Source organism: Sphingobium sp. BHU LFT2 (assembly GCF_018604485.1).
GTDB lineage: Bacteria > Pseudomonadota > Alphaproteobacteria > Sphingomonadales > Sphingomonadaceae > Sphingobium > Sphingobium yanoikuyae_A.
This window is the reverse complement of the sequence record NZ_JAFCGW010000023.1, coordinates 22,661-43,667: the sequence shown is the minus strand read 5'-3', so window position 1 is coordinate 43,667 and position 21,007 is coordinate 22,661. Positions and strand designations below refer to the sequence as shown.

The following is a 21,007-nucleotide window of genomic DNA, read 5'->3' as shown; positions in this document are numbered from 1 at the left end:
AAATGGAAATGAACAACTTAATTCCTGAACGAAAAAAGGTTCCACTGATATATCAGTCGGAAGTTACTGAATGTGGTCTTGCTTGCTTAGCAATGGTCTGCAACTATCATGGTTATGAAGTTGACTTAATAAATCTGCGAAGAGATTTCCCCATATCACTTAGGGGTCTAAATCTATCGTCAATCATAAAAGTCGCCGGCAGCTTGAATTTTCACGCAAGGCCTATGCGAGTTGAAATCGAGCACCTTAACGAGATAGATCTTCCAACAATATTGCATTGGAATCTCGATCATTTCGTTGTTTTAACTGCTATAAAAAGTACCCGTCATACAAGGACCTACACGATTAATGATCCGTCTGTAGGCATAAGAAAGCTAACTGAAAAAGAATTTTCGAAACATTTTACCGGAATAGCGCTTGAACTTACCCCCAGCGCTAATTTTGTTCGTAAAATTCAAAAAACTAAATTACATCTATGGGATTTATGGTCTTCTAGCAAAGGCGTATTCTCATCTCTATCAAGCTTGTTGATTTTGACGGTATTGATACAGATCGCGACCCTTCTGTCACCGCTATTCGTACAAGTCGCTGTCGATGATATTTACAGTTCGAGCGATACATTTGCACTAATTATATTTTCAATCGGATTTGCTATACTCGCAATTTTTGGCGGTGCCGCCTCTTGGGCGAGAGCTCGCCTAGCCTCAGACGTTTCCCAAATCTTGGATTTTCAGATTATTTCGAACGTTGTCTCTCACCTGTTTCGCCTTCCATTGGCTTGGTTTGAAAAGAGGTACGTAGGAGATGTAATTTCTAGGTTTAATGCAACAACGCAAATCACGGATCTCCTAAGCAAAGGATTGGTAGTAGGTGGATTAGATATTATTACGCTCGTATCTATAGTTTTCCTTCTATCATTTATGTATTGGCCTGCATCATTCATCGCCACATTAGGAATTTTCCTTATAGCGGTTATACATTTTTACTATGTTCCGCGAATCAATGTTGCAACGGCTGAAGCTTTAATCGCGCAGGCAGCAGATAGCTCCACAATCATCGAGAGCCTCCAAGGCATCTCGGGGATAAAGGCAAGTGGAAACGAATTTTCGCGATTGCGTATATGGCGAGATCGCAAATCAAGGTCCACAAACAGGGCAATTTACGTAAATAGACTTAAAAACTCGTCGGAAACAATAAAGCAATCTTGTTGCAATCTGACAAATGTCATATTTGCGCTTTTCGCCATTTATTCTGCAATAGAAGGCGATATTACACTTGGCTCGGCAATTGCAATTGTTGCGTATTACTCTTTTTTACAAATATCCGGAATTCGCGTACTCCAACTCCACGGTGAGTACAGAATGCTTTCAGTTCATTTGGACCGCTTATCTGACATCGTTCTCGAAGATCCCGAACCATTCAAAGAGCGTATGAATGATGCTCCTCCGTTCAATGGAGCAATTTCGCTACAGAATGTGCATTTTTCGTACGGTGTTGGCGAAGACGAAGTCCTAAAAAATATTAACATTGATATCGCTCCGGGTGAGAGTGTCGCCATTGTGGGCGCATCTGGGGAAGGGAAGACAACCTTAATTAAAATTATGGTGGGCTTATTAGATCCTACAAGTGGAATTGTAAAAGTGGACGGGAGGCCTTTAGATAACAGAACAAAGTTAATGTGGAGAAGAAACGTCGGATATGTCGCTCAAAACGACGATCTTTATAGTGGATCAATAGCGGAAAATATTGCGTTCTTCGATTCTTCGTTAGATCTTGCTGAGGTGGTTAATGCGGCGAAGAAGGCCGCCATACATGAATTTATTGAAAAGACTCCTATGGGTTACGATAGCTTGGTGGGCGATATGGGGTCGGCGCTATCAGGTGGACAAATAGCACGGATTCTACTCGCCCGCGCACTCTACCGGCGCCCGAAGGTCTTGTTCGCTGATGAGGGGACGGCCCATTTGGATTCCGAAACGGAGAGAAAGGTAAATTCGTCGATTTCTGATATGGGCATTACCAGGATTATTGTTGCACATCGGGAGTCGACGATAAATTCGGCGGACAGGAAAATCGAAATATTTAATGGAGAGGCAATAGAGCGCAGGTAGTTCGGCTTCGATAGGAGAACAATGTGAAAAATATTCTTATACCCACTCAGTCGAATGACATCCATGCATTAGCCGTATTCTGCGCCTTGGAAAGGCTCGGGGCCAAACCGATTATGATACATGGGGCTGATTTTCCGTCTCGGCAATTTAATTCTGTTAATATTAGTAATGAAATTGGGTTGGATTGCAGGTTCGAGGGCAATGACTTCGATTTTAATTTTAGTGATATTTCAGTTGTATGGAATAGAAGACTAACCGCACCCGTAATACCTGATGGATTATTAAACGATCAAGACTTGCCGTTTATGAAAATAGAAGCGAGAACGTACTTTAGGTATATATGGATTGCGCTTTCAGAAAGCGCATTCTGGGTTAACCCTAGAGTGGCGCAATATGCAGCTAACTCAAAAATTCTCCAATTGAAAATAGCTCGGGATCTCGGCTTTGCATTTCCTGCCACCCTTATATCAAACAAACCAGCTGATCTTTTGAGATTTTTTGATGAGCACGAGCACGTAATTTATAAGCCATTCATCTCTTTGGGTGAAGTTTTGGATGGCAAAAATGCCGTGCATGAAACCGTTGATGTATGTCGGAGCGATCTCGCATCCGAAGAAATCCAACGGTTATCGACCGGCATATTCCAGGAAAAAATCATAAAGAAAACAGAAGTGAGAGTGGTGGTTTTTGGGAAGCATCTATATGCTGTTGAAATACTTTCGCAGAGAAACGAAAGAACCTTAGTTGATTGGAGAAATCATTCTCTGGGCTCTGTTGAAATGAAGAGGATGCGCGTACCGGATCATGTAGCAGATTTCTGCTTTAAGATGCTTTTATCGCTCGGACTGGTATACGGTGCGTTTGACTTCATCATAAAGCGCAATGATGAATGGATTTTTCTAGAAGTAAACGAGTCTGGCCAATTCCTTTTCATGGAGCAATTAGATCCTGAGCTCGCGCTCTTAAATGCATTTTCTAGATTTTTGATTGATCCAGAGGCAGATATGATGCGCCATGAAAATGTGATCACATTCGACGAGGTGGTCAACAGTGACCGTTATAGAGAGTTGCACAGTGATAATCAGGAGAATCATGTCCCCCAAGATTTGATGATTTGATCTCGCTTTTGAAAATCAGGGATGGGCATTTCGGCGTAGGAGATTACCGTCCATAGCGACGAGGATCATGGCGTGAGAAACGTCGATCCGCTCCTCATATTTCCGGACCAATCGGCGCCATCGGATGATCCAGGCGAAGTCCGTTCGACGACCCAGCGTCTGGGCAGCACCTTGAAGCCCTGCTGCTGATCACTGCGTCGAGTGACCTCCACGACGAAGTCCAGATGGCTGGCCTTGTCTATGAGCTTTAGGCAGTCGTAGGCGCCATCGGCGAAGAGATGCTTGCCCCAGGACCAGCGCCTGCGGATGCCATTAAGGATGGTCTGGGTGCCGGCGCTGTCCGAAATATCCGCAGTGGTTAGGTTGACCGTCAGCAACCTTCCATCGGTATCGACGGCGACATGTCGCTTTCGCCCGACAAACTCTTTCCAGCGTCGTACCCGCGCTCTTGCGCTGAGGACGACTTGACCGACTGGCTGTCGATCACTGCGGAGCTCGGACTTGCCTCCCGCCCTTGGCGCTCTCGATAAAGCATCAATTCGATGTCGTGGATCGTCAGGAACAGGAACCTGTGCGCCAATTCCCGGAACGAGCCAAATACGCTCTGCCATGCAACGAAATGGATCGGCAGCATTCGCCAGCCATAGCCCGAACGAACAAGGTAGCGCACGGCGTTGATCACCTCGCGAAAATCCACTTCGCGTGGACGGCCCCGCCGGCCCGGCCCACGCATCAGGGGCGCCAGACGATCCCATTCCTCATCGGTAAGATCGCTGGGATAACGCTTCGTCTTCTTGGCAATCTGTGCCATTCGCCCTCGGCTCTGCTGGGTCCACATTCACAGCCTGAATGAAACGCAAAGCCGCTCGGCAACCCTGTCACCGATTTCCCAAACAAAATCTAAGGGCACTTCGAGTTGTCAAACATGGCGAGGTACTGCTGATAGGTTTGTGTCATACCTATAGATTTACGTCGTTCATCTATTTTTTCCGGTTCCAACAAATTGTATGCGCCCCATTTCCCGTCGTCGCATTTCACTTGGGTGCCATAAAGCTGAGGCTTCTGATCGAACTCCAGTGCAACTCGATCGTACATCATCGCATACAACTGTCCTTCAGCCTCTCCTTGCTGAACAAATTTTTCCAGCTTTTGCAAAACTGATTTCATAAATGTTGTATCGTTTACTGCATGCTGTACGATTAGAAAGGCTGCTCGCGAAGCCTCTTTCCCATAAACGCTTAGCTTAAACCATCCTTCGGCAGGAATAAGAGATTTCAGTTCATCTTGATAGATTTTGTCATGGCGCGTAATCTCACTGAAAATTGCCGTTCTCCAGGCGGTCCTTTGGTTTTCGGGAACTTGGCTGAAATCGAGTTGTTGGTAGGCGATCCTGCCCGCCTGGTCACGTTCACCGAGCCTTATCAGTTGTTCGGATGCATCCTTCGCCGGTGGCTTTTTGCTTTGGGCGGCTTCCACGGCCACATAGGCATCTCGGATTTGCTGTTGGAACCCAGTTAAAGATGGAGACGGATTAGCAACGGAAATTGTCGCTTGAATTAGCAAGCCGAATGCAAGCATCGCACTACTCCTTTTGCGAATTGCGGTAATCGTGGACGTTATTCCCGCTATCATCAAGGTATTTGATGGATGAGACACTGGCGGCGGGAAGCGTAACGATGGAATTGTTCGGCGCATTGCTCAATGTGGATATGGCATCCGCGACAAGGAGGTAATCGGTGGGATCGAGGCGGAACTTGCTGGCGATGGCACTGTCACCGCCAATGCTGGGGAAAGCACCAAGCTCCAACGGCGCATCGTGCGGGACTGCCTCGCGGGAACGGATGGCCTGCCAAGCTCAAGGCGTAGGCGCCGCTCTGGATGGCCTTTCCGCCGTCTACTTACACCGACCGGGGCGGCGGCGGCAGCGCCGAGATAGGATTGCAGTGCTGCCTAATGTTGACAAGGGAGCGCTGAATACTGACCAACACTATATGGCACAAATGGCGTAGTCGTGCTGACCCTAGAGGCGAAATTGCCTACGGGCTTCTCAACGGGGTTTCAGCGCTGCCGGAACGCCATAACGATTGCCCAAAAAACGCTCCGGCCCCGCCGGGGCGATTCAGTGAGGCTTACGAGCATCATGACCCTAAAGACTACCAACGAATTCATTGTTCGTTGGGTTCGCGTGATAGGCTTTCAATGAGCCGGAAATTTCTTCGCGGAAGCGCCCGCAAAGCTAGGCGGTTCGATCGTCTTGTCGCTATCCACCATGACGAGAACCGGGCAACCGTCGACCTTTCTATCGACAGCCCGCAGCCGCATCGGCGCATCTTGCTCTTTCTTGAATGAAGACGATTTATCGCGATCTGCGACCTGCTGTACCGTGTACCCACATTTGCGGGGCTGAGTAGGATTCTCGTTTGCCATTGTGACGCCGCTTCCAATCGCGAGCGCTCCCAAAGCCAACGTAAGCGTACATATCCTCATGGCCATCACTCCAAATGGTGGCGGTCCCGCCTGTTGCGCTCCAAAGTATCAAATCGCCTAGTCGTGTCTATCACATCTGTGACACTTGCCCAATCGGTGCAAAGGCAGTCGCGATGACATTTGCTCCGCCCGGTGCGCAACGTCAGAACTCAGATCAGTTTCGGCGAGTGCAGAACTAATTACCTGCCGCAGCTCGCGTCATAGGTTCGGACGGCAATTTGAACCGAACGCGATGCACGCAATCAAGATATCCGGTTTCGCTTTTGACGACCCTCGCATTTACAATGGCACTCCGAGCAGCCTCGTCAAAAGCGTCTGCGGGCTCGGACGCGATGACCTTGACGTTGCCGATGTGCCCCAGGGCGCCGTATCGTAGCTGACAGCCGCCATGCCTGCGATCCTCTAGCGCAAGAAAGGAAACGAATAGGCGTTGCCATCGACAAGACTGCGGATGATTTTGGGATCGATACTGCAGGCAGGCAGTTTGCCTGAATCAGGGGGGGGACTCCCCACCATTTAGCAAGCACAAATGTCGTTGCGCAGCAGGCTGCTTCGCTTCGCGCAGCCGGAGGCTACGCTACGCAGCCTGCTGCGCAACGACATGCAGTTTGGGAAGGTGCGCTCAGATAGTCTTGGAAGCGAGCGCCGGGTCGAAGCTGGTCTGATTGAGCAGCATTGTGCAGGCGACGGCGAGCAGGCGGTCGGCAACAGATCGCAGGGCGCGCCCATGACCATGCCTGCGAGCGCGTAGAGCTATGTATTTTGCGCGGCTGCGTGGATCGTGCTGAATGGCGACGCGTGCCCAATGATAGACGCCGTTGCGGAGCCGGACATGAACGGCCTGGCGCATAATGACGATCCGGCTCTTACCGGAGCGTTTGGTGATCGGCGCGACGCCGGACAAACATCGCAATGCATGATAATCTCTGCGTTGCAGGGCATCGGATGCTTCTGCGAGCAGCGTGGCGAGGACGATCCTTCCGACGCCCGGCAAGGATCGCAAGATCGTCACGTCGCGCTGCTCATTCTGCTGCCCCGCGTCAGTATTTTCACTAGCGGCGAGTTGGCCTGTGAGATGGTCGATCCGGGCATCCGCGCTGGTAATCTGGCGATTGACGAGATCGAGGCGCATGGCAACCGCTTCGAGGTGTCCGGTCGCTGCGTTGATCGTCCCAGGGGCAACCGGAATGGCGGCAACCTGCAGCTTTTCCAGTATCTGGCCGGCGGTGATCCGCCGGATTCGATAGCGTTTCAGCAATTTGGCAATGGTGGCTTCGCGGATGCGCTTTGCCTTCGCGGGGGTCGGCACGAGGCGCCAAAGTGCGAGGAACCATGGGGCTCCTACGTCTTCGGTCAGTTCGAGCAGTTGAGGATAGTAGCGCCAGAGAAGCTCGCGCACCCGATTGCTCAGACGGTTGCGGTCATGCCGCAGTTCCTCGGCGATACGTGACCATTCGCGCAATTCGACCAGAACCGGGTCGAGCGATAGAAGCGTCCGAAAGCAACGCGGGTCGGTGCGTATCGCGTCACACAGCACCCAGGCGTCGCGGCTGTCGTCTTTCGCCCCGGCAGGCGAGAAGCGATCGCGAAACCGGTCAAGCTGTTTGGGATTGATGGCGTAGACGTTGAAGCCATGCTCCATCAGGCTTTCGACGATCGGCCCATGCGGAACTTCAATGGCGATATGAACGGCGGCTGGCGGTGCTTTTGTAACCTCCAGGATCCAACTCGCCAGCGCGTTCAATCCTTCACCGCCGTGTTTGAAAGATCGTTCGCCTATTTTTGTACCATGGGCATCTGACACACGGACGACATGGTCCACAGAAGCCCAATCAATGCCTACATACCAACGCCTTTCCTGTTCCATGGCTATGACCTCCTTTGGCCCGAGCCGACCGCGATCTCCGTCATTCCCTGTACTGGCGCTCCAAGGCGCATACTCCCCACGGGACGTCATCGCGGCCACCTGCCGGGGCACGTGTCCCCCCCAGGTGCTCGGGGCGCAGGGGGCGAATTGGTCGCTCCCGGCAGGGTGGCCCGTCCGCCGATCCTACTACAGGCTCACGCGGACGCGAACGAGGTACAGGGGGCGTAGCGGCGGGGAGTTGTCGCCAGAGTGTCCGCTGCGGAAATAGTGGTATGTGCAACCATGATACCCGACTTCTGGTGCATAGCGTTTGGCCGACATTGCACCCACGCTTGCCCGGTCGAGCATACCATCGCCGCGGGAGAAAATACACGGCTAAACCGCCCCCGAGGAGGCAGGTCAGATTGCAACCTTTAGCGAGTTACAACAAAGGTGCTCTTGGGAAAGCGGGCGTCAACGTGCTGCCGCCTTCGCTGGCATGACGTAATATGGTTCGACCGAACGCGCTGCGACTGTCGCTTTAACCGGACGCTCGCTTGGCGTTGGGCGCGAACATAGCGCGGCAATAACAAGGATGTCCGACCGGGGACAGGCTTGCTTCACGCGAACCCAGATGAAATGAGGGAACGCCTGTGGTATTGGCTGGACCAAAAAGTCGAATTATCACACAATATCAAGGCATTAAAGCACTTGACTGGTGACCCCTACGGGAATCGAACCCGTGTTTCAGCCGTGAGAGGGCCGCGTCCTAACCGCTAGACGAAGGGGCCGTATGTCGCATGGGCGACAGGCAGGGGCGTGCCTTTAGGCAGGCGCGGCGATGGCGTCAAGCGAAAGCGGCAAAAGTTTCTGCGGCGTCGTGCATCAACTGCAGCCCATAAAAAACCACCCCATGCGATGCACGGGGTGGCCAGGTTCAGGGAGGAGACGCCTCCAAGGGGGAGGCGCCCTATACGAAACACCCGAAAGGGGGGCAGGTGCATCGCATGCAACAGAAATAGGACAGGGCGCGGCTGCTTTCAAGAGCAAGCCCCGCCCTGTCCCGATATATTTGCGATTAACGGAGTTAATCGGGCTTTCAGGCTTCCACGGCCACCGGCGCGGTCGGCGCGGCGATCGGGCCCTTGCCCTGACCGATCTGCGCTTCAAAGATCTCGCGCATCAGCTGCAGCGAGAAGAGATGGGCGTGGATCAGCGGCAGCAGGCCGTTCTGGTTGATCTTGCGCAGTTGATCACCGCGCAGGTCGCGCAACTTTTCCTCGTTCACCATGCGGAAGCCGCGATAGACGAAGGGCTGCTCGTTGTTCGGGGTCTGGATCGCGACTTCGCCGTCCATCAGCAGGTCCATTTCGGCCAGATCCTTCATGAACTGGCCGGTGCGGGCGGCTGCCTGCTCGAAATCCTCGCAGAATTTCAGGATGCCCTTGGTCACGTCGGTCGGCTGGCCATTTTCGAACAGGACCGGGCCATCGCCTTCGGTGCCGATCGCCTTGCTGGTCGGATCGAAGCAGAGCGACAGTTCGTCGCTGTCGGGACGCAGCTTGGCCAGCATCCAGGGATAGCGGCGGACATAGGCCGGGACATAGGCCGGGCCGCGCAGCTTGCCTTCGTCATCGACGAAGACGTTCACGCCTTCATTGAGGCCCATCAGCGCGAGCGGCACCGAATCCTGGCCGGCCGAGAAGATGATCGGCACGAAGCGCTGGGCCGAGACGAATTCGTCGATGGTCAGCGGCACGGCGTGCTGGGTCACCAGGAACGGAGCAGCATCGACCGGCTGGGTGCGATAATCGGCATGATCGACGGTGCTGAGCGGGATCAGGTCGTTGTAGAAGATGGGAAGGCTGTTCGCGGGCGCGCTGGCCATGATGTTGTTCCGTCCTGTTAGAAAGCGCGCAAGGCTTGCGTCGCTGATCCGAATATGGGTGTGACGGGATAATCGGAGCCATCCCGCTAGGCAATCGCTTTGTGGCTATGCTGCGCTCAACCCTCGTCGGGGCGAGGGATGAGCTTGTCGGGGTTCATGATACCGCGAGGGTCGAAGGCCGCCTTGATCGCGCGCAGGGCATGGATGCGGGCTGGGCTGGCGAGGCGTCCGAGTTCGGCGCGCTTCATCTGGCCTATGCCATGTTCGGCCGAGATCGAGCCGCCCGCGGCGACCACTGCGTCATGGACGAAGGCGTTGATCGCCTGGCCCTGTGCGGCGATCCAGGCCGGACCGTCGCTGGTGCCCCTGGGGGCGCGGACATGGAAATGGACATTGCCGTCGCCCAGATGGCCGAAGGAGGAGGCGGTCGTGCCGGGGAAGGCTGCTTCGGCGGCGGCGGCGGCCTCGACCATGAAAGCCGGCATGCGCGGCACCGGCACGCTGATGTCATATTGCAGCGCGGGCCCCTGTGCCTTTTCGGATTCCGACAGGGATTCGCGGATGCGCCAGAAGGCCTCCGCCTGCGCTTCGCTGGCGGCAATGGCGGCGTCGACGGCGATGCCGCGTTCCAGCGCCAGGCCGAGCGCGCCTTCCAGTCGCTCGGTCGGGCCGGGCTCGCGCATGTCGCCATGGTCGACTTCAATCAGCACATGCCAGGGCGTGCGGGTCTCGATCGGGCAGCGTGTGCCGGGAATATGGGACAGGACATGGCCAAGGCCATCGTCGGCAATCACCTCGAACCCCTCGACGCTGTCACCCAGTTCGCCTTCGACCAGGCGCAGCAGGGCGAGGGCGTCGGCGGGCGTCTTTACGCCGACCCAGCCGACCGCGCGGGCGGCGATGCCGGGCACCAGCCGCAGGGCGGCCGCGGTGATGACGCCCAGCGTGCCTTCCGCGCCGATCAGCAACTGCTTGATGTCATATCCGCGATTATCCTTCTTGAGTGCGTCCAGCCCGTCGAAGATGCTGCCGTCGGGCAGCACCGCCTCGATCCCCTCGACCAGCGCGCGCATCGTGCCGTGGCGCAGCACCTGGGTGCCGCCGGCATTGGTCGAAGTGAGGCCGCCGATCGTGGCTGATCCCTTGGCACCCAGGCTGAGCGGAAAGCGACGGCCGGCCGCTTCGGCAGCGTCGTGCAGGTTGGAAAGGATGACCCCGGCTTCGCACACTGCCAGATTGTCGTCGGCTGACAGGCTGCGGATCTGGTTCATGCGGCGCAGTGACAGGATCAGCGCCGATCCATCGGCTGGCGGCGTCGCGCCGCCGACCATCGACGTGTTGCCGCCCTGGGGGACGAGGGCAATGCCCAGTTCCGCCGCCAGCGCAACGCAGTCGGCCACTTCGCGCGTCGTGGCCGGCGACAGGATCGCGCGGGCCGCACCATGATAGCGGCCGCGCCAGTCGCTGACCCAGGGGGCGATATCATCGGCATCGGTAATGACGCCCTTGGGGCCGAGCAGGGCGACGAAGCGATCGATGGCATCCTGTGCGATTATGGCTTGTTCTGTCATGGGACATGCTATGCCCCGGAATTCATCGACGGTTCAACCGTTGGCCGATAGCTTGCCACTCCCAAAAGGGGTTCCGCTTGGTTCATACCATCCTGATGCTGCTTGCAGCGCCTGCTGCCGACCCGGTGCAATGGGCGCAACTGACGATCGAGCAGCGCGTGATCATTCGTGTTCCGATGGCCAAGGGGCGGGCGCCGACGCGAGTCGTGCCCAAGAGTGACGAGCGCTGGGAAGAGAAGAAGGGGCCGCGCTGCGTGGCGCTGCGATCGATTCGCGGGGCCAGCATCGTGGTGTCCAACGGGGTCGACCTGATCCTGGCGGACAAGCATCGCTATCGCGCGCGGCTGGAGCGAGGATGCGATTCCGCTAGCTTCTATTCAGGCTTCTATGTCGAACCGGACGAGGATGGATCGCTCTGTTCGGGGCGGGACGAGTTGCAGGCGCGCAGTGGCGCGAGTTGCGGGATCGACAGCTTCAGGCGGCTGGTGGAAGCGGACGCCGAGGATTGATCGGCAGAAAAACGGCTGGTTTGCCCAGCATGTTGCGCGATTTCCTTGACAAGATGGCGATATTTTCGCAAGTCGCGCGCGATTTCCGTCGTGCGGACGCGCAGGACGGCCAACCTCCTGTCCCGGACATTTGAATGACTTTTGCCGATCTCGGCCTCTCCGACGAATTGCTCAAGGCCGTAACCGAGGCGGGTTACGACACGCCCACGCCGATCCAGGCGCAGGCGATCCCGCCGGTGCTGATGATGAAGGACATCATCGGCATCGCGCAGACGGGCACGGGCAAGACCGCCAGCTTCGTGCTGCCGATGATCGACATCCTGGCGCATGGCCGCGCCCGTGCGCTGATGCCGCGCAGCCTGATCCTGGAGCCGACCCGCGAACTCGCTGCGCAGGTGGCCGAGAATTTCGAGAAATACGGCAAATATCACAAGCTCTCCATGGCGCTGCTGATCGGCGGCGTGCAGATGGGCGACCAGATCAAGGCGCTGGAAAAGGGCGTCGACGTGCTGATCGCGACGCCGGGCCGCCTGATGGACCTGTTCCAGCGCGGCAAGATCCTGCTCAACGGCTGCAACATGCTGGTCATCGACGAAGCCGACCGTATGCTCGACATGGGCTTCATCCCGGATATCGAGGAAATCTGCACCAAGCTGCCGGCGCAGCGCCAGACACTTCTCTTCTCTGCCACCATGCCGCCGGTCATCAAGAAGCTGGCCGATCGTTTCCTGGACAATCCCAAGTCGATCGAGGTGGCGCGCCCGGCAACGGCATCGACCAACATCACCCAGCGACTGGTGAAGGTCGATTCGCGCAAGAAGCGTGAAGCGCTGCGCGCGATGCTGGAAGCCGAAGATGTGCAGAGCGCGGTGATCTTCTGCAACCGCAAGACCACGGTGCGCGAACTGAACAAGAGCCTGCAGCGTCACGGCTTCAAGTCGGGCGAGATCCACGGCGATATCGACCAGGCATCGCGCATCGCCGAACTGGAGCGGTTCCGCGATGGCAGCGTCAATATCCTGGTGGCGTCGGACGTCGCGGCGCGCGGCCTCGACATCAAGGGCGTCAGCCACGTCTTCAATTTCGACGCGCCCTGGCACCCCGATGACTATGTCCACCGCATCGGCCGTACCGGTCGCGCGGGGGCCAAGGGTGTCGCCTATACTTTCGTCGCGGCCGAGGATGCCGAGGCGATCGACAACATCCAGAAGCTGATCGGCACCAAGATCGACTATGTCGAAACGCCGGTTGCAGCAGCACCTGCGCCGCGCGCGAAGGAAGAGCCGCGCAAGGCCGATCGCGAGGAGCGCGACAATGAGCGGTCCGGTGGCCGCGACGCGCGCCGCAAGCCCGAGCGCAAGGATGACCGGCGCAGCGACAAGCGGGATGATCGTCGTGACGACCGCCGTGACGCGCCGGCTGCACGGCCGGCGCCGCATGGCCGCCGTCAGGAACCCGATGATGGTCCGGACGATGGCTGGAACGGTCCGGTGCCCGAATTCCTGAATTTCGGTTTTGGCGGCTGAACGGCCCCACGCTGATTGAGAAAGGCCCCCGTCACGCGCAGGCATGGCGGGGGGCTTTTTTGTTATGTGGCCATGACGGCGCAACGGGAGGGTAAGGCCATGTCCGCAATTCCAGGCGTCGGCGCTTTCGCGATCGTGCCCAGCAATGACGTCGCCATTGCCCTGGCCTTCTGGGAAAGGCTGGGCTTCACGCGGATCGGCGGCGATCACCATTATCATATCATGGAGGGATGGGGGTGCGAGGTGCATCTGACCCAGGCCGGCGCGCCGCCCTGGGATGTGCCGGCGCATAATCCCTTTGGCGTCTATCTGCGCACGCCCGATGTGGCGGCGATCGCGGCGCTGGTCGATGATCTGGTCATCCGGCCAGGCGGCATTTTGCGCCATCGCGAATGGGGGCTGTATGAGGTCGGGATCAACGGGCCGGATGGACTGCTGGTGCGCATCGGCTGGCCGTCCGAACTGATCGAGGGCGCCTGATCCTACAGCAGTCCCTGCGCGCGCAGGCTGCTATGCCCCTGCGCGCCAATGATGATATGGTCATGGACGCTGATGCCCAGTCGCTTGCCGGCCTCGACGATCTGGCGGGTGATCTCGATATCCTGCTTGCTGGGCGATGGATCGCCCGACGGGTGATTATGCACCAGGATCAGGGCTGCTGATCCCAGTTCCATGGCCCGCTTGATAACCTCGCGCGTATATATGGCCGCCTGGTCGATCGATCCGTCACCCATATTCTCGTCGCGGATCAGCATGTTGCGGCTGTTGAGATGCAGCACCCGCACGCGTTCGACATGGAGATAGGCCATGTCGGCGCGCAGATAGTCGAGCAGCGCCTGCCAACTGCCCAGCACCGGTCGTTCCGCCACATCGTTGCGCAGCATCCGCAGCGCGGTTGCCTGAACGATCTTGATCGCGGCGACGCTGGTGTCGCCCATGCCGGGCACCCGTGCGATCGCCTGCCAGTCGGCCGCCATCAATCCACCGATCCCGCCAAATTCGCGCAGCAGCAGCCGGGCCAGCGGCTTGGTGTCGCGGCGGGGAATGGCGAGGGCGAGCAGATATTCGATCAGTTCATGGTCGAGCAGCCCGTCGCCGCCTTCGGCCAGGCGCTGGCGCAGGCGGGCGCGATGACCGGCGCCATCCTGGCTCGCGCGTTCGTCCTTTTCGGTCATGCTGGCGATCCCCCATTCCCCGGCAAATGAAGGCTAGGCTTTGCGGATTTCGCGGGCAAGGCTATTTCAGGGGTGGATATTTCCAATGGGTCGGACGTTATGGATGCGTTACGGACCTGAAGTGCGAGCGAAAGTCGGGGTTGGCCAGGCAGATGGAAGACGAGAACGGCGAAGCCGAAATTCGCCGGGGCTGGCTGCGCTGGCTGGGTGTCGGGACGGGTTCGCTCGGCCTGGTGCTGGTCGCGCTGTGGACGCAGCGCGCGCCGATCGCCGAGAATTTCGTCAATCGCGAACTGAACCGGCGCGGGGTTCAGGCCAATTATGACCTGACGCAGGTGGGCCTGCGCACCCAGCGGATCGAGAATGTCGTGCTGGGCGATCCGGCGCGGCCGGACCTGACTGCTCGTTGGGTGGAGGTCGACATCGCCTTTTCCGGGGTGACGCCACAGGTGGCGGCGGTTCGCGCCGGTGGTGTGCGGATGCGCGGCGCCTATCGCGACGGCGTGCTGACGCTGGGCGAACTGGACAAGTTTCGCGATCCTGATTCGACCGCGCCCTTCGCCATGCCTGACCTGCTGCTTCACCTGCGCGACGCGCAGTTGCGGCTGGATACCGATGTGGGTGCGGTCGGCATGCAAATTGATGGCAATGGCAATCTGAAATCGGGTTTTCGCGGCACGCTGGCCGCTGCCATGCCCAGGGCACGGATGGCCGGCTGTGGCGTGGCCAAGGCCAGCGCCTGGCTGGACGTGGCGATGGTGGACGGCCGGCCGCATCTGCGCGGGCCGATCAAGGGCGATGCGCTGGCCTGCGCGGACATGGCGATGGCTGCGCCGACGGCCGAGATCGATTTGTGGCTGGGGCAGGGGCTGGACCGCTGGAACGGATCGGCCAAGCTGGCGGGCGAGGCGCTCAAGGCGCAGGGCATGCTGCTGGCGGCCCCGGTCGGTCGGATCGAGTTCGACGGTACGGCCAAGGCCATGGCCGGGCGGGCGCGGATCGGCGCACGCGCCTTTTCCGGTGCCGGCGTGCTGGCGGGGCCAACCGAACTGGCCGGTGACTGGACGCTGCGCGGCGGTGATGCGACCTTCAATGGTGATCTGACCGCGCGAAACGGGCGGATGGCCGGGCGCGATCCGCTGGCGGATTTGCGGACCTCGACGGCCGGCACGCCGGTGGCGCCGCTGGCCCTGCGGTTGGCGGATGCGGCAAGGCGGGCCGGGGCGGATAATCTGCTGCGGGCGCGGGTGGCGCTGGCGCAGAAGGGCGATGCTGGCAGTCTGGTGCTGACCGATACCGAATTCGCCGCGCGCAGCGGCGCGCAGGTGGCCGTGGCGCGGGACGGCCGGGTGACGCTGGCCTGGCCGGGCAAGGGCGGCGCGGCGATCGACTGGGCGCTGGACGGCGCGATCACGTCGCAGGGCGGCGGCTTGCCCAAGGCGGCGCTCCGGCTGGCCCGCCGCGCCGGCGGCGGCTTTGGCGGGCAGTTGTTCGTCGATCCCTATACGGCCGACGGCGCCCGGCTGGCGTTCGAGCCTGTCCGATTCGTTGCCGGGCCGAAGGGCGATACCCGCTTCACGACCGCGTTGCGGCTGGATGGGCCGCTGCCCGATGGGGCTGTTCGCGGTCTTGGCCTGCCGATCGATGGCCGGCTGGCGTCTAATGGCGCGATCGCGATCAACGAACATTGCGCGCCACTGACCTTGCTGGAAGCGCGCTATGGTAGCTTCGCGCTGGGGCAGACCCGGCAGACGCTCTGCCCACTACCCAATTCGGCGCTTTTCGCCATGGGGCCGGGCGGCATGAAGGGCGGTGCGGAGCTTCGCAATGTCGCGCTGAACGGGCGAAGCGGCGACAGCCCGATGGGCCTAAAGGCGGACAATGCCCGGCTGATATTGGGCCAGACCGGCTTCACCCTGGGCAACGCAGACTTTGCCATCGGCCCGGAGGATGCGCCGGTGCGCCTGTCTGCGACGAGCGTCACCGGTGCGGCGACGAAGGAAGGCTTTGCCGGCGACATCAAGGGCGCGGGTGGACGGATCGGCACCGTGCCGCTGATTGTCGAGCAGGGGGCGGGCGACTGGGCCTTTGCCAAGGGGGCGCTGTCGCTCAAGGCGGCGATGCAGGTGCGCGATGCGCAGCCTTCGGTCCGCTTCAACCCGCTGTCCGTGCCTGACTTTGCCCTGGCGATGAAGGATGGCCGAATCACCGCGACCGGTACGCTGCAGGTGTCGGGCAAGGGTGCCACGGTGGCACGCGCCGATATTGCGCACGACCTGGGCAGCGGGAAGGGGCATGCCGACCTGACCGTGCCGGACCTGGGCTTCGGGCCGGGATTACAGCCGGAGGAACTTACGCCGTTGACGCTTGGCGTGATCGCCAATGTCGCTGGCCGCGTAACCGGCGAGGGGCATATCCGCTGGACCGGTTCCGATGTCAGCAGCGATGGCGTCTTCCGGACCGATCGGCTGGATCTGGCGGCGGCATTCGGCCCGGTCGAGGGACTGTCTGGCGAAATCCGCTTCTCCGACCTGCTCAACATGGTGACGCCGACCGGACAGGAGGCGCGAATCGCGCTGGTCAATCCGGGTGTCGAGGCACGCAATGGTACGGTGCGCTATCGCCTGGGTGCCGGCCAGAAGGTGCATATCGAGGGTGGCGGCTTTCCCTTTTCGGGCGGTGAACTGGTGCTTCTGCCGACGACCATGGACTTTGGTGCCGACGTCGACCGCTATCTGACCTTCCGGGTCATCGGCCTCGATGCTGGCGCCTTCATCCAGGCGATGGACCTCAAAAATGTGTCGGCGACCGGCACGTTCGACGGCATCATGCCGCTGATCTTCAATGCGCAGGGCGGGCGGGTTGCCGGCGGCGTGCTGGTCGCACGGCAGCAGGGCATGGCGCCGCTGATCATGCCGGAGGGCGTGCTGCCGACCATCCCTTGCGACCCCACGCGCCAGTCCGGCGTGCTGTCCTATGTGGGGCCGGTGTCGAATGAACAAGTCGGAGTTATGGGCAAGGTCGCCTTCGATGCGCTCAAGGATCTGCAATATAAATGCCTCACCATCCTTATGGATGGCGCGCTGGATGGCGAGATGGTGACCAATGTGGTGTTCAACGGCGTCAACCGGGGCCAATTGGGAGGCGTGCCGCGAGGGCTGGCCGGCAATTTCGTGGGCTTGCCCTTCATCTTCAATGTTCGCATTGCCGCGCCTTTCCGGGGGCTGATGCGCAACGCCCAATATTATACCGATCCGACGCAGGCGATCCGTGACAGGGTGGCTGAGGAAACGCAGGAAAAGATGCGCGCGCAAAGCGCCCGCGATTTGCAATCAGGTCTTGCGGTTCAGCCTGTGGCAAGCGAGACTGTGCGAAATACGGAGCCGAAATGAAAAAGATAGAGACCATTATGGCGGGACTGACCGTCATGGCCCTGGGCGGATGCATTCAGGTCAAGGCGCCGGAAAAGCCGATCGAGATCAACCTCAACGTTAAGATCCAGCAGGAAGTCGTCGTAAAACTGGAAAAGGACGCGCAGGATCTGATCAACAATAACCCGGAGTTGTTCCCGCAATGACACGCAAGTTCATGCTGGCCGCCGCTGTGCTGGGCGGCCTAGTTCTGGCCGGCGCCGCGCAGGCCCAGGGTGGTGCGGCCGCCGCGATCGCTGCCGGCACGGTGGGCGAGCAGGCCGATGGCTATCTGGGCATCGCCGGCACGGTGGGCGCGGATGTGCGGGCCGAGGTCGAATCGATCAACATCAAGCGCCGCGCCGTCTATACCGATCTGGCCGGCAAGCGCGGCGTGACGGTGCAGGATGTGGCGGCCGCAACCGGTTGCCAGACGCTCAGCAGCCGGGTGAAGCCGGGGCAGGTCTATCGCGTCGGCGGTGGTGCCTGGCAGACCAAGGGCGCCGGGGCGATCTCTTTGCCGGCCTATTGCGCCACCGCAGGCCAGTAAAACGCGCGTGGCTGGCGGACTTTGACCGCCAGTTCGTCTGGGCAGGATAATCTCCTGCCCAAGTATAGTTGACTATCCGTCATCCCCTTTCTAAACGGGCCGCGCCTTGACGGGTGCAGCCGCAAGCGCCATGCCGCCTGCCATTGGGTTTCAGCCTGATGGAAGGATTGGCAATGGTTGCGGGTGAATCCGGGCAGGACCCGGCGGGGGAAGATGCGCGGATCGCTTCACTGGAAGCGAGAATTGCGCAGGCGGAACATGCCGAGCAGGTCAGACAGGGGACGAAGGTGCAGCAGGCGGACGATGGTTCGCGTCTGGGCAACAGGGTTCTCGCAGAGCTGATCGGTGGTCTTGTCGGTGGTGCGTTGATCGGCTGGGTTCTCGACCGGCTGCTCGGCACATCCCCATGGCTCCTGCTTGTCTTCCTCGGTCTCGGGATCGTGGCGGCGTTCAGGAACATCATCAGATTGACGACGACGAAGCGTTCCGATCAATAGGGGCGCTTTTGTCTTAGTCCGAATATTAGACGGTACAGGGGTCCAAGTGGCAGAATCCGGCAAAATCGATCCGATGCATCAGTTTGCGATCGAACCGCTGTTCGGTACCGATCACCTGTCCATCGGCGGCTTCAACATCGCCTTCACCAACAGCGCGCTCTATATGGTCGCCGCTGCGGTGGTGCTGTGGATCTTCGTGATCGGCGGCATGAAGCGCGAACTGGTGCCCGGTCGTTGGCAGATGGCGGTCGAATATTTCACCGGCTTCATCAAGAACCTGCTGATCTCGAACGTGGGCGAGGGCGGCAAGAAGTACATTCCCTATGTCTTCTCGCTCTTCATGTTCATCCTGATGGCCAACCTTCTGGGCTTGCTGCCGCTGGGTCTGGTCGGGGTCCACCCCTTCACCTTCACCAGCCACTTCACCGCCACAGGCGTGCTGGCGATCATGAGCTTCTCGATCGTGCTGATCGTTGGCTTCTGGAAGCATGGGCTGCACTTCTTCTCCCTGTTCGTGCCGCACGGCACGCCCCTGCCGATGATCCCGGTCATTTTCCCGATCGAGCTGATCTCGTTCATGGTGCGTCCGTTCAGCCTGGGCCTGCGACTGTTCGTGGCGATGACCGCCGGACACGTGCTGCTCAAGGTGCTGGCCGGCTTCGTCATCAACAGCTCGAATGCTGGCCCCGGTTTCGGTCTGACCGTCGGTGCCGCCAGCTTCGTGCTGATGGTCGGTATCAGCGCACTCGAAGTGCTGGTCGCCGTGATCCAGGCCTATGTGTTTGCGCTGCTGACCTCGGTCTACATCAACGACGCCGAAAACCTGCACTGAGTTTTCGTACATTCTTCAACGCTTAATTGGTTTAGAAAAAGGAGTTTAGAACATGGACGCAGAAGCCGCAAAGCTGCTCGGTGCTGGCCTGGCCGCGATCGGTGCGGGCATTGCCGCCCTCGGTGTGGGCAACGTCTTCAGCTCGTTCCTCGAAGGCGCGCTGCGCAATCCGGGTGCCGCTGACGGCCAGCAGGGTCGCCTGTTCATCGGCTTCGCCGCCGCCGAACTTCTGGGTCTGCTGGCGTTCGTTATCGCCATGATCCTGGTCTTCGTGGCCTAAAGATCGACGGGGCGGGCAGCCTGGCTGCCTGCCCCTTGACGACCGCCCCCTTTTCGGACGGATAAAAATGCCTCAAATCGCGCAAATCGCCGATACCTATGCTTCCCAGATCTTCTGGCTGCTGCTGACGTTCGGCTTCGTCTTCTTCGTCATCGGCCGCGGCATGGTGCCCAAGGTGCAGGCGACGGCCGACGCGCGCGACGCGAAGATTTCGGGTGATCTCGATGCTGCCAAGGCAGCCTTCGCCCGCGCCGACGAAGCGGAAGCGGACTATCGCGTCCGTGATGCCGAAAGCCGCACCGCCGCCCAGGCGACGCTGGCCAAGGCGAAGGCGGATGCCGCCAAGGCTTCGGAAGCGAAGCTGGCCGCCGCCGATGCGGAGATCCAGGACAAGATCGGCGCTGCCGAAGCCCGGATCAAGACCGCCACGGATGCCGCCATGGCACAGATTGAAACCGTCGCCGCCGATGCGGCGCGCGACATGGTCGTCCGGATTTCCGGCGTGGAAGCGTCGGACGAAGCGGCCCGCAACGCAGTAAAGGCGGCACTGGCTCATGGCTGAGGCAGCAGTAGAGCATAGCGAGGCGCAGGCCCCGCACCTCAATCAGGCAATCCACGCCGAAGGCATGGAGCCGGTTGGCACCGTGGCGCATGAAGGCGTCGCGCCGCATACCGATCCCAAGGCGGTCGGCATGGACGCGACAGCCTGGGTCAGCCTGGCGATGGCGGTATTCATCGTCATCCTGCTGATCAAGAAGGTGCCCAGCCTGATCGGTGGCGTTCTGGATGGCCGGATCGCCCAGATCAAGGAACAGCTGGCCGAAGCATCGAAGCTTCGTGCCGAAGCCGAAGCGCTCAAGGGCGAATATGAAGCCAAGCTGGCCGCTGCGGCCGGCGAAGCCGACGCCATGCGCAAGTCGGCCGAGCATGAAGCCGAAACGCTTCTGTCCGATGCCAAGGTGCAGGCTGCCGATCTGGTCGCCCGTCGCCAGAAGATGGCGGAAGACAAGATCGGTGCGGCTGAGCGCAGCGCACTGGCCGACATTCGTGCCAAGGCGGTGAAGGCCGCTACCGGCGCTGCCGCCGCCCTGATTGCCGAAGGCCATGATGCCAAGGCGGACAAGGCGCTGGTCGATGATGCGATCAAGGGTCTTGGCCCGGTCGCCTGATCGAACAGGCAGAAATAGCAAAAGGGTCGGCACCGGAA

The 21,007-nt window shown here is 59.4% G+C and carries 20 protein-coding genes, 1 tRNA gene and 1 pseudogene; 13 read left to right on the top strand and 9 right to left on the bottom strand.

The features are described from left to right. The first annotated feature begins 2 nt into the window (after positions 1-2). Together JQK15_RS24195 and JQK15_RS24190 are read left to right on the top strand one after the other, a co-directional pair. Positions 3-2,111: a peptidase domain-containing ABC transporter gene (locus JQK15_RS24195; RefSeq protein WP_214868760.1), complete on the top strand. Its 2,109-nt coding sequence runs from the start codon at positions 3-5 to the stop codon at positions 2,109-2,111. Positions 2,112-2,134: 23 nt separating this feature from the next. Further along, on the top strand, positions 2,135-3,229 hold the full coding sequence (locus JQK15_RS24190; RefSeq protein WP_214868758.1) for an MvdC/MvdD family ATP grasp protein: 1,095 nt from the start codon (positions 2,135-2,137) through the stop codon (positions 3,227-3,229). Positions 3,230-3,244: 15 nt separating this feature from the next. On the opposite strand, the pseudogene JQK15_RS24185 reads toward JQK15_RS24190, so the two are convergent. From JQK15_RS24185 to JQK15_RS24150, 8 genes and pseudogenes are all read right to left on the bottom strand, one after another. Then, a pseudogene (locus JQK15_RS24185) lies at positions 3,245-4,067 on the bottom strand (IS5 family transposase). A gap of 62 nt (positions 4,068-4,129) precedes the next feature. After that, entirely contained in the window at positions 4,130-4,807 is a 678-nt protein-coding gene (locus JQK15_RS24180; protein WP_214868757.1) for a DUF6624 domain-containing protein, read from the bottom strand. A 4-nt stretch (positions 4,808-4,811) separates the two neighbouring features. Beyond that, positions 4,812-5,036, bottom strand: a complete 225-nt coding sequence (locus JQK15_RS24175; protein WP_214868755.1) for a hypothetical protein — start codon at positions 5,034-5,036, stop codon at positions 4,812-4,814. 389 nt (positions 5,037-5,425) lie between these two features. Then, positions 5,426-5,656 (bottom strand): hypothetical protein, encoded by a 231-nt coding sequence (locus JQK15_RS24170; RefSeq protein ID WP_214868753.1) that lies wholly within the window; start codon positions 5,654-5,656, stop codon positions 5,426-5,428. A gap of 682 nt (positions 5,657-6,338) precedes the next feature. Beyond that, positions 6,339-7,583: an IS110 family RNA-guided transposase gene (locus JQK15_RS24165; protein WP_214868751.1), complete on the bottom strand. Its 1,245-nt coding sequence runs from the start codon at positions 7,581-7,583 to the stop codon at positions 6,339-6,341. A gap of 695 nt (positions 7,584-8,278) precedes the next feature. Next, positions 8,279-8,353 (bottom strand) — tRNA-Glu (locus JQK15_RS24160). Positions 8,354-8,661: 308 nt separating this feature from the next. Beyond that, on the bottom strand, positions 8,662-9,450 hold the full coding sequence (locus JQK15_RS24155; protein ID WP_214868749.1) for a SapC family protein: 789 nt from the start codon (positions 9,448-9,450) through the stop codon (positions 8,662-8,664). Between the two features lie 116 nt (positions 9,451-9,566). Next, a complete protein-coding gene (locus tag JQK15_RS24150) occupies positions 9,567-11,021 on the bottom strand; it encodes an FAD-binding oxidoreductase (RefSeq protein WP_214868747.1) in 1,455 nt (484 codons plus the stop codon). 77 nt (positions 11,022-11,098) lie between these two features. Here JQK15_RS24150 and JQK15_RS24145 point away from each other — a divergent pair, with 77 nt between their 5' ends. From JQK15_RS24145 to JQK15_RS24135, 3 genes are all read left to right on the top strand, one after another. Continuing rightward, positions 11,099-11,530 carry a hypothetical protein gene (locus tag JQK15_RS24145; RefSeq protein ID WP_004207401.1) on the top strand — a complete coding sequence of 144 codons (432 nt, stop codon included), beginning with the start codon at positions 11,099-11,101 and terminating at the stop codon, positions 11,528-11,530. A gap of 134 nt (positions 11,531-11,664) precedes the next feature. Next, positions 11,665-13,056, top strand: coding sequence for a DEAD/DEAH box helicase (locus tag JQK15_RS24140; RefSeq protein ID WP_136187451.1), 1,392 nt, complete (start codon positions 11,665-11,667; stop codon positions 13,054-13,056). Between the two features lie 99 nt (positions 13,057-13,155). Next, the gene (locus JQK15_RS24135; protein ID WP_214868745.1) at positions 13,156-13,536 is read left to right on the top strand and encodes a VOC family protein; all 381 of its coding nucleotides are present in this window, start codon (positions 13,156-13,158) and stop codon (positions 13,534-13,536) included. Between the two features lie 2 nt (positions 13,537-13,538). On the opposite strand, the gene radC is transcribed toward JQK15_RS24135, so the two are convergent. Beyond that, positions 13,539-14,231 carry a RadC family protein gene (radC, locus tag JQK15_RS24130; RefSeq protein ID WP_048937915.1) on the bottom strand — a complete coding sequence of 231 codons (693 nt, stop codon included), beginning with the start codon at positions 14,229-14,231 and terminating at the stop codon, positions 13,539-13,541. 152 nt (positions 14,232-14,383) lie between these two features. Between radC and JQK15_RS24125 the strand changes: the two genes are divergently transcribed. From JQK15_RS24125 to JQK15_RS24090, 8 genes are all read left to right on the top strand, one after another. Then, positions 14,384-17,623, top strand: coding sequence for an intermembrane phospholipid transport protein YdbH family protein (locus JQK15_RS24125; RefSeq protein WP_214868744.1), 3,240 nt, complete (start codon positions 14,384-14,386; stop codon positions 17,621-17,623). Then, the gene (locus tag JQK15_RS24120) at positions 17,620-17,808 is read left to right on the top strand and encodes a YnbE family lipoprotein (RefSeq protein ID WP_214868742.1); all 189 of its coding nucleotides are present in this window, start codon (positions 17,620-17,622) and stop codon (positions 17,806-17,808) included. The genes JQK15_RS24125 and JQK15_RS24120 overlap by 4 nt, the downstream gene beginning before the upstream one ends. Then, positions 17,805-18,191, top strand: coding sequence for a YdbL family probable chaperone protein (locus tag JQK15_RS24115; protein ID WP_004207395.1), 387 nt, complete (start codon positions 17,805-17,807; stop codon positions 18,189-18,191). Before JQK15_RS24120 ends, JQK15_RS24115 begins: the two co-directional genes overlap by 4 nt. A 173-nt stretch (positions 18,192-18,364) precedes the next feature. Then, positions 18,365-18,688 carry an AtpZ/AtpI family protein gene (locus JQK15_RS24110; RefSeq protein ID WP_004207394.1) on the top strand — a complete coding sequence of 108 codons (324 nt, stop codon included), beginning with the start codon at positions 18,365-18,367 and terminating at the stop codon, positions 18,686-18,688. A 46-nt stretch (positions 18,689-18,734) separates the two neighbouring features. Further along, on the top strand, positions 18,735-19,520 hold the full coding sequence (locus JQK15_RS24105) for a F0F1 ATP synthase subunit A (protein WP_017503282.1): 786 nt from the start codon (positions 18,735-18,737) through the stop codon (positions 19,518-19,520). A gap of 52 nt (positions 19,521-19,572) precedes the next feature. After that, complete coding sequence (locus JQK15_RS24100; RefSeq protein WP_004207392.1) at positions 19,573-19,800, top strand: F0F1 ATP synthase subunit C; 228 nt, start codon at positions 19,573-19,575, stop codon at positions 19,798-19,800. A gap of 67 nt (positions 19,801-19,867) precedes the next feature. After that, the gene (locus JQK15_RS24095) at positions 19,868-20,362 is read left to right on the top strand and encodes a F0F1 ATP synthase subunit B family protein (protein ID WP_004207391.1); all 495 of its coding nucleotides are present in this window, start codon (positions 19,868-19,870) and stop codon (positions 20,360-20,362) included. Beyond that, positions 20,355-20,969, top strand: a complete 615-nt coding sequence (locus JQK15_RS24090) for a F0F1 ATP synthase subunit B family protein (protein ID WP_004207390.1) — start codon at positions 20,355-20,357, stop codon at positions 20,967-20,969. The genes JQK15_RS24095 and JQK15_RS24090 overlap by 8 nt, the downstream gene beginning before the upstream one ends. Positions 20,970-21,007 lie beyond the last annotated feature (38 nt).

What these genes read in the sequence shown, in the direction of transcription:
- JQK15_RS24090 (WP_004207390.1), top strand. Translation starts at nt 20,355, where the DNA reads ATGGCTGAGGCAGCAGTAGAGCATAGCGAGGCGCAGGCCCCGCACCTC.
- JQK15_RS24120 (WP_214868742.1), top strand. Translation starts at nt 17,620, where the DNA reads ATGAAAAAGATAGAGACCATTATGGCGGGACTGACCGTCATGGCCCTG.
- JQK15_RS24165 (WP_214868751.1), bottom strand. Translation starts at nt 7,583, where the DNA reads ATGGAACAGGAAAGGCGTTGGTATGTAGGCATTGATTGGGCTTCTGTG.
- JQK15_RS24180 (WP_214868757.1), bottom strand. Translation starts at nt 4,807, where the DNA reads ATGCTTGCATTCGGCTTGCTAATTCAAGCGACAATTTCCGTTGCTAAT.
- JQK15_RS24125 (WP_214868744.1), top strand. Translation starts at nt 14,384, where the DNA reads ATGGAAGACGAGAACGGCGAAGCCGAAATTCGCCGGGGCTGGCTGCGC.
- JQK15_RS24115 (WP_004207395.1), top strand. Translation starts at nt 17,805, where the DNA reads ATGACACGCAAGTTCATGCTGGCCGCCGCTGTGCTGGGCGGCCTAGTT.
- JQK15_RS24095 (WP_004207391.1), top strand. Translation starts at nt 19,868, where the DNA reads ATGCCTCAAATCGCGCAAATCGCCGATACCTATGCTTCCCAGATCTTC.
- JQK15_RS24155 (WP_214868749.1), bottom strand. Translation starts at nt 9,450, where the DNA reads ATGGCCAGCGCGCCCGCGAACAGCCTTCCCATCTTCTACAACGACCTG.
- JQK15_RS24150 (WP_214868747.1), bottom strand. Translation starts at nt 11,021, where the DNA reads ATGACAGAACAAGCCATAATCGCACAGGATGCCATCGATCGCTTCGTC.
- JQK15_RS24135 (WP_214868745.1), top strand. Translation starts at nt 13,156, where the DNA reads ATGTCCGCAATTCCAGGCGTCGGCGCTTTCGCGATCGTGCCCAGCAAT.
- JQK15_RS24170 (WP_214868753.1), bottom strand. Translation starts at nt 5,656, where the DNA reads ATGGCAAACGAGAATCCTACTCAGCCCCGCAAATGTGGGTACACGGTA.
- JQK15_RS24195 (WP_214868760.1), top strand. Translation starts at nt 3, where the DNA reads ATGGAAATGAACAACTTAATTCCTGAACGAAAAAAGGTTCCACTGATA.
- JQK15_RS24100 (WP_004207392.1), top strand. Translation starts at nt 19,573, where the DNA reads ATGGACGCAGAAGCCGCAAAGCTGCTCGGTGCTGGCCTGGCCGCGATC.
- radC (WP_048937915.1), bottom strand. Translation starts at nt 14,231, where the DNA reads ATGACCGAAAAGGACGAACGCGCGAGCCAGGATGGCGCCGGTCATCGC.
- JQK15_RS24110 (WP_004207394.1), top strand. Translation starts at nt 18,365, where the DNA reads ATGGTTGCGGGTGAATCCGGGCAGGACCCGGCGGGGGAAGATGCGCGG.
- JQK15_RS24140 (WP_136187451.1), top strand. Translation starts at nt 11,665, where the DNA reads ATGACTTTTGCCGATCTCGGCCTCTCCGACGAATTGCTCAAGGCCGTA.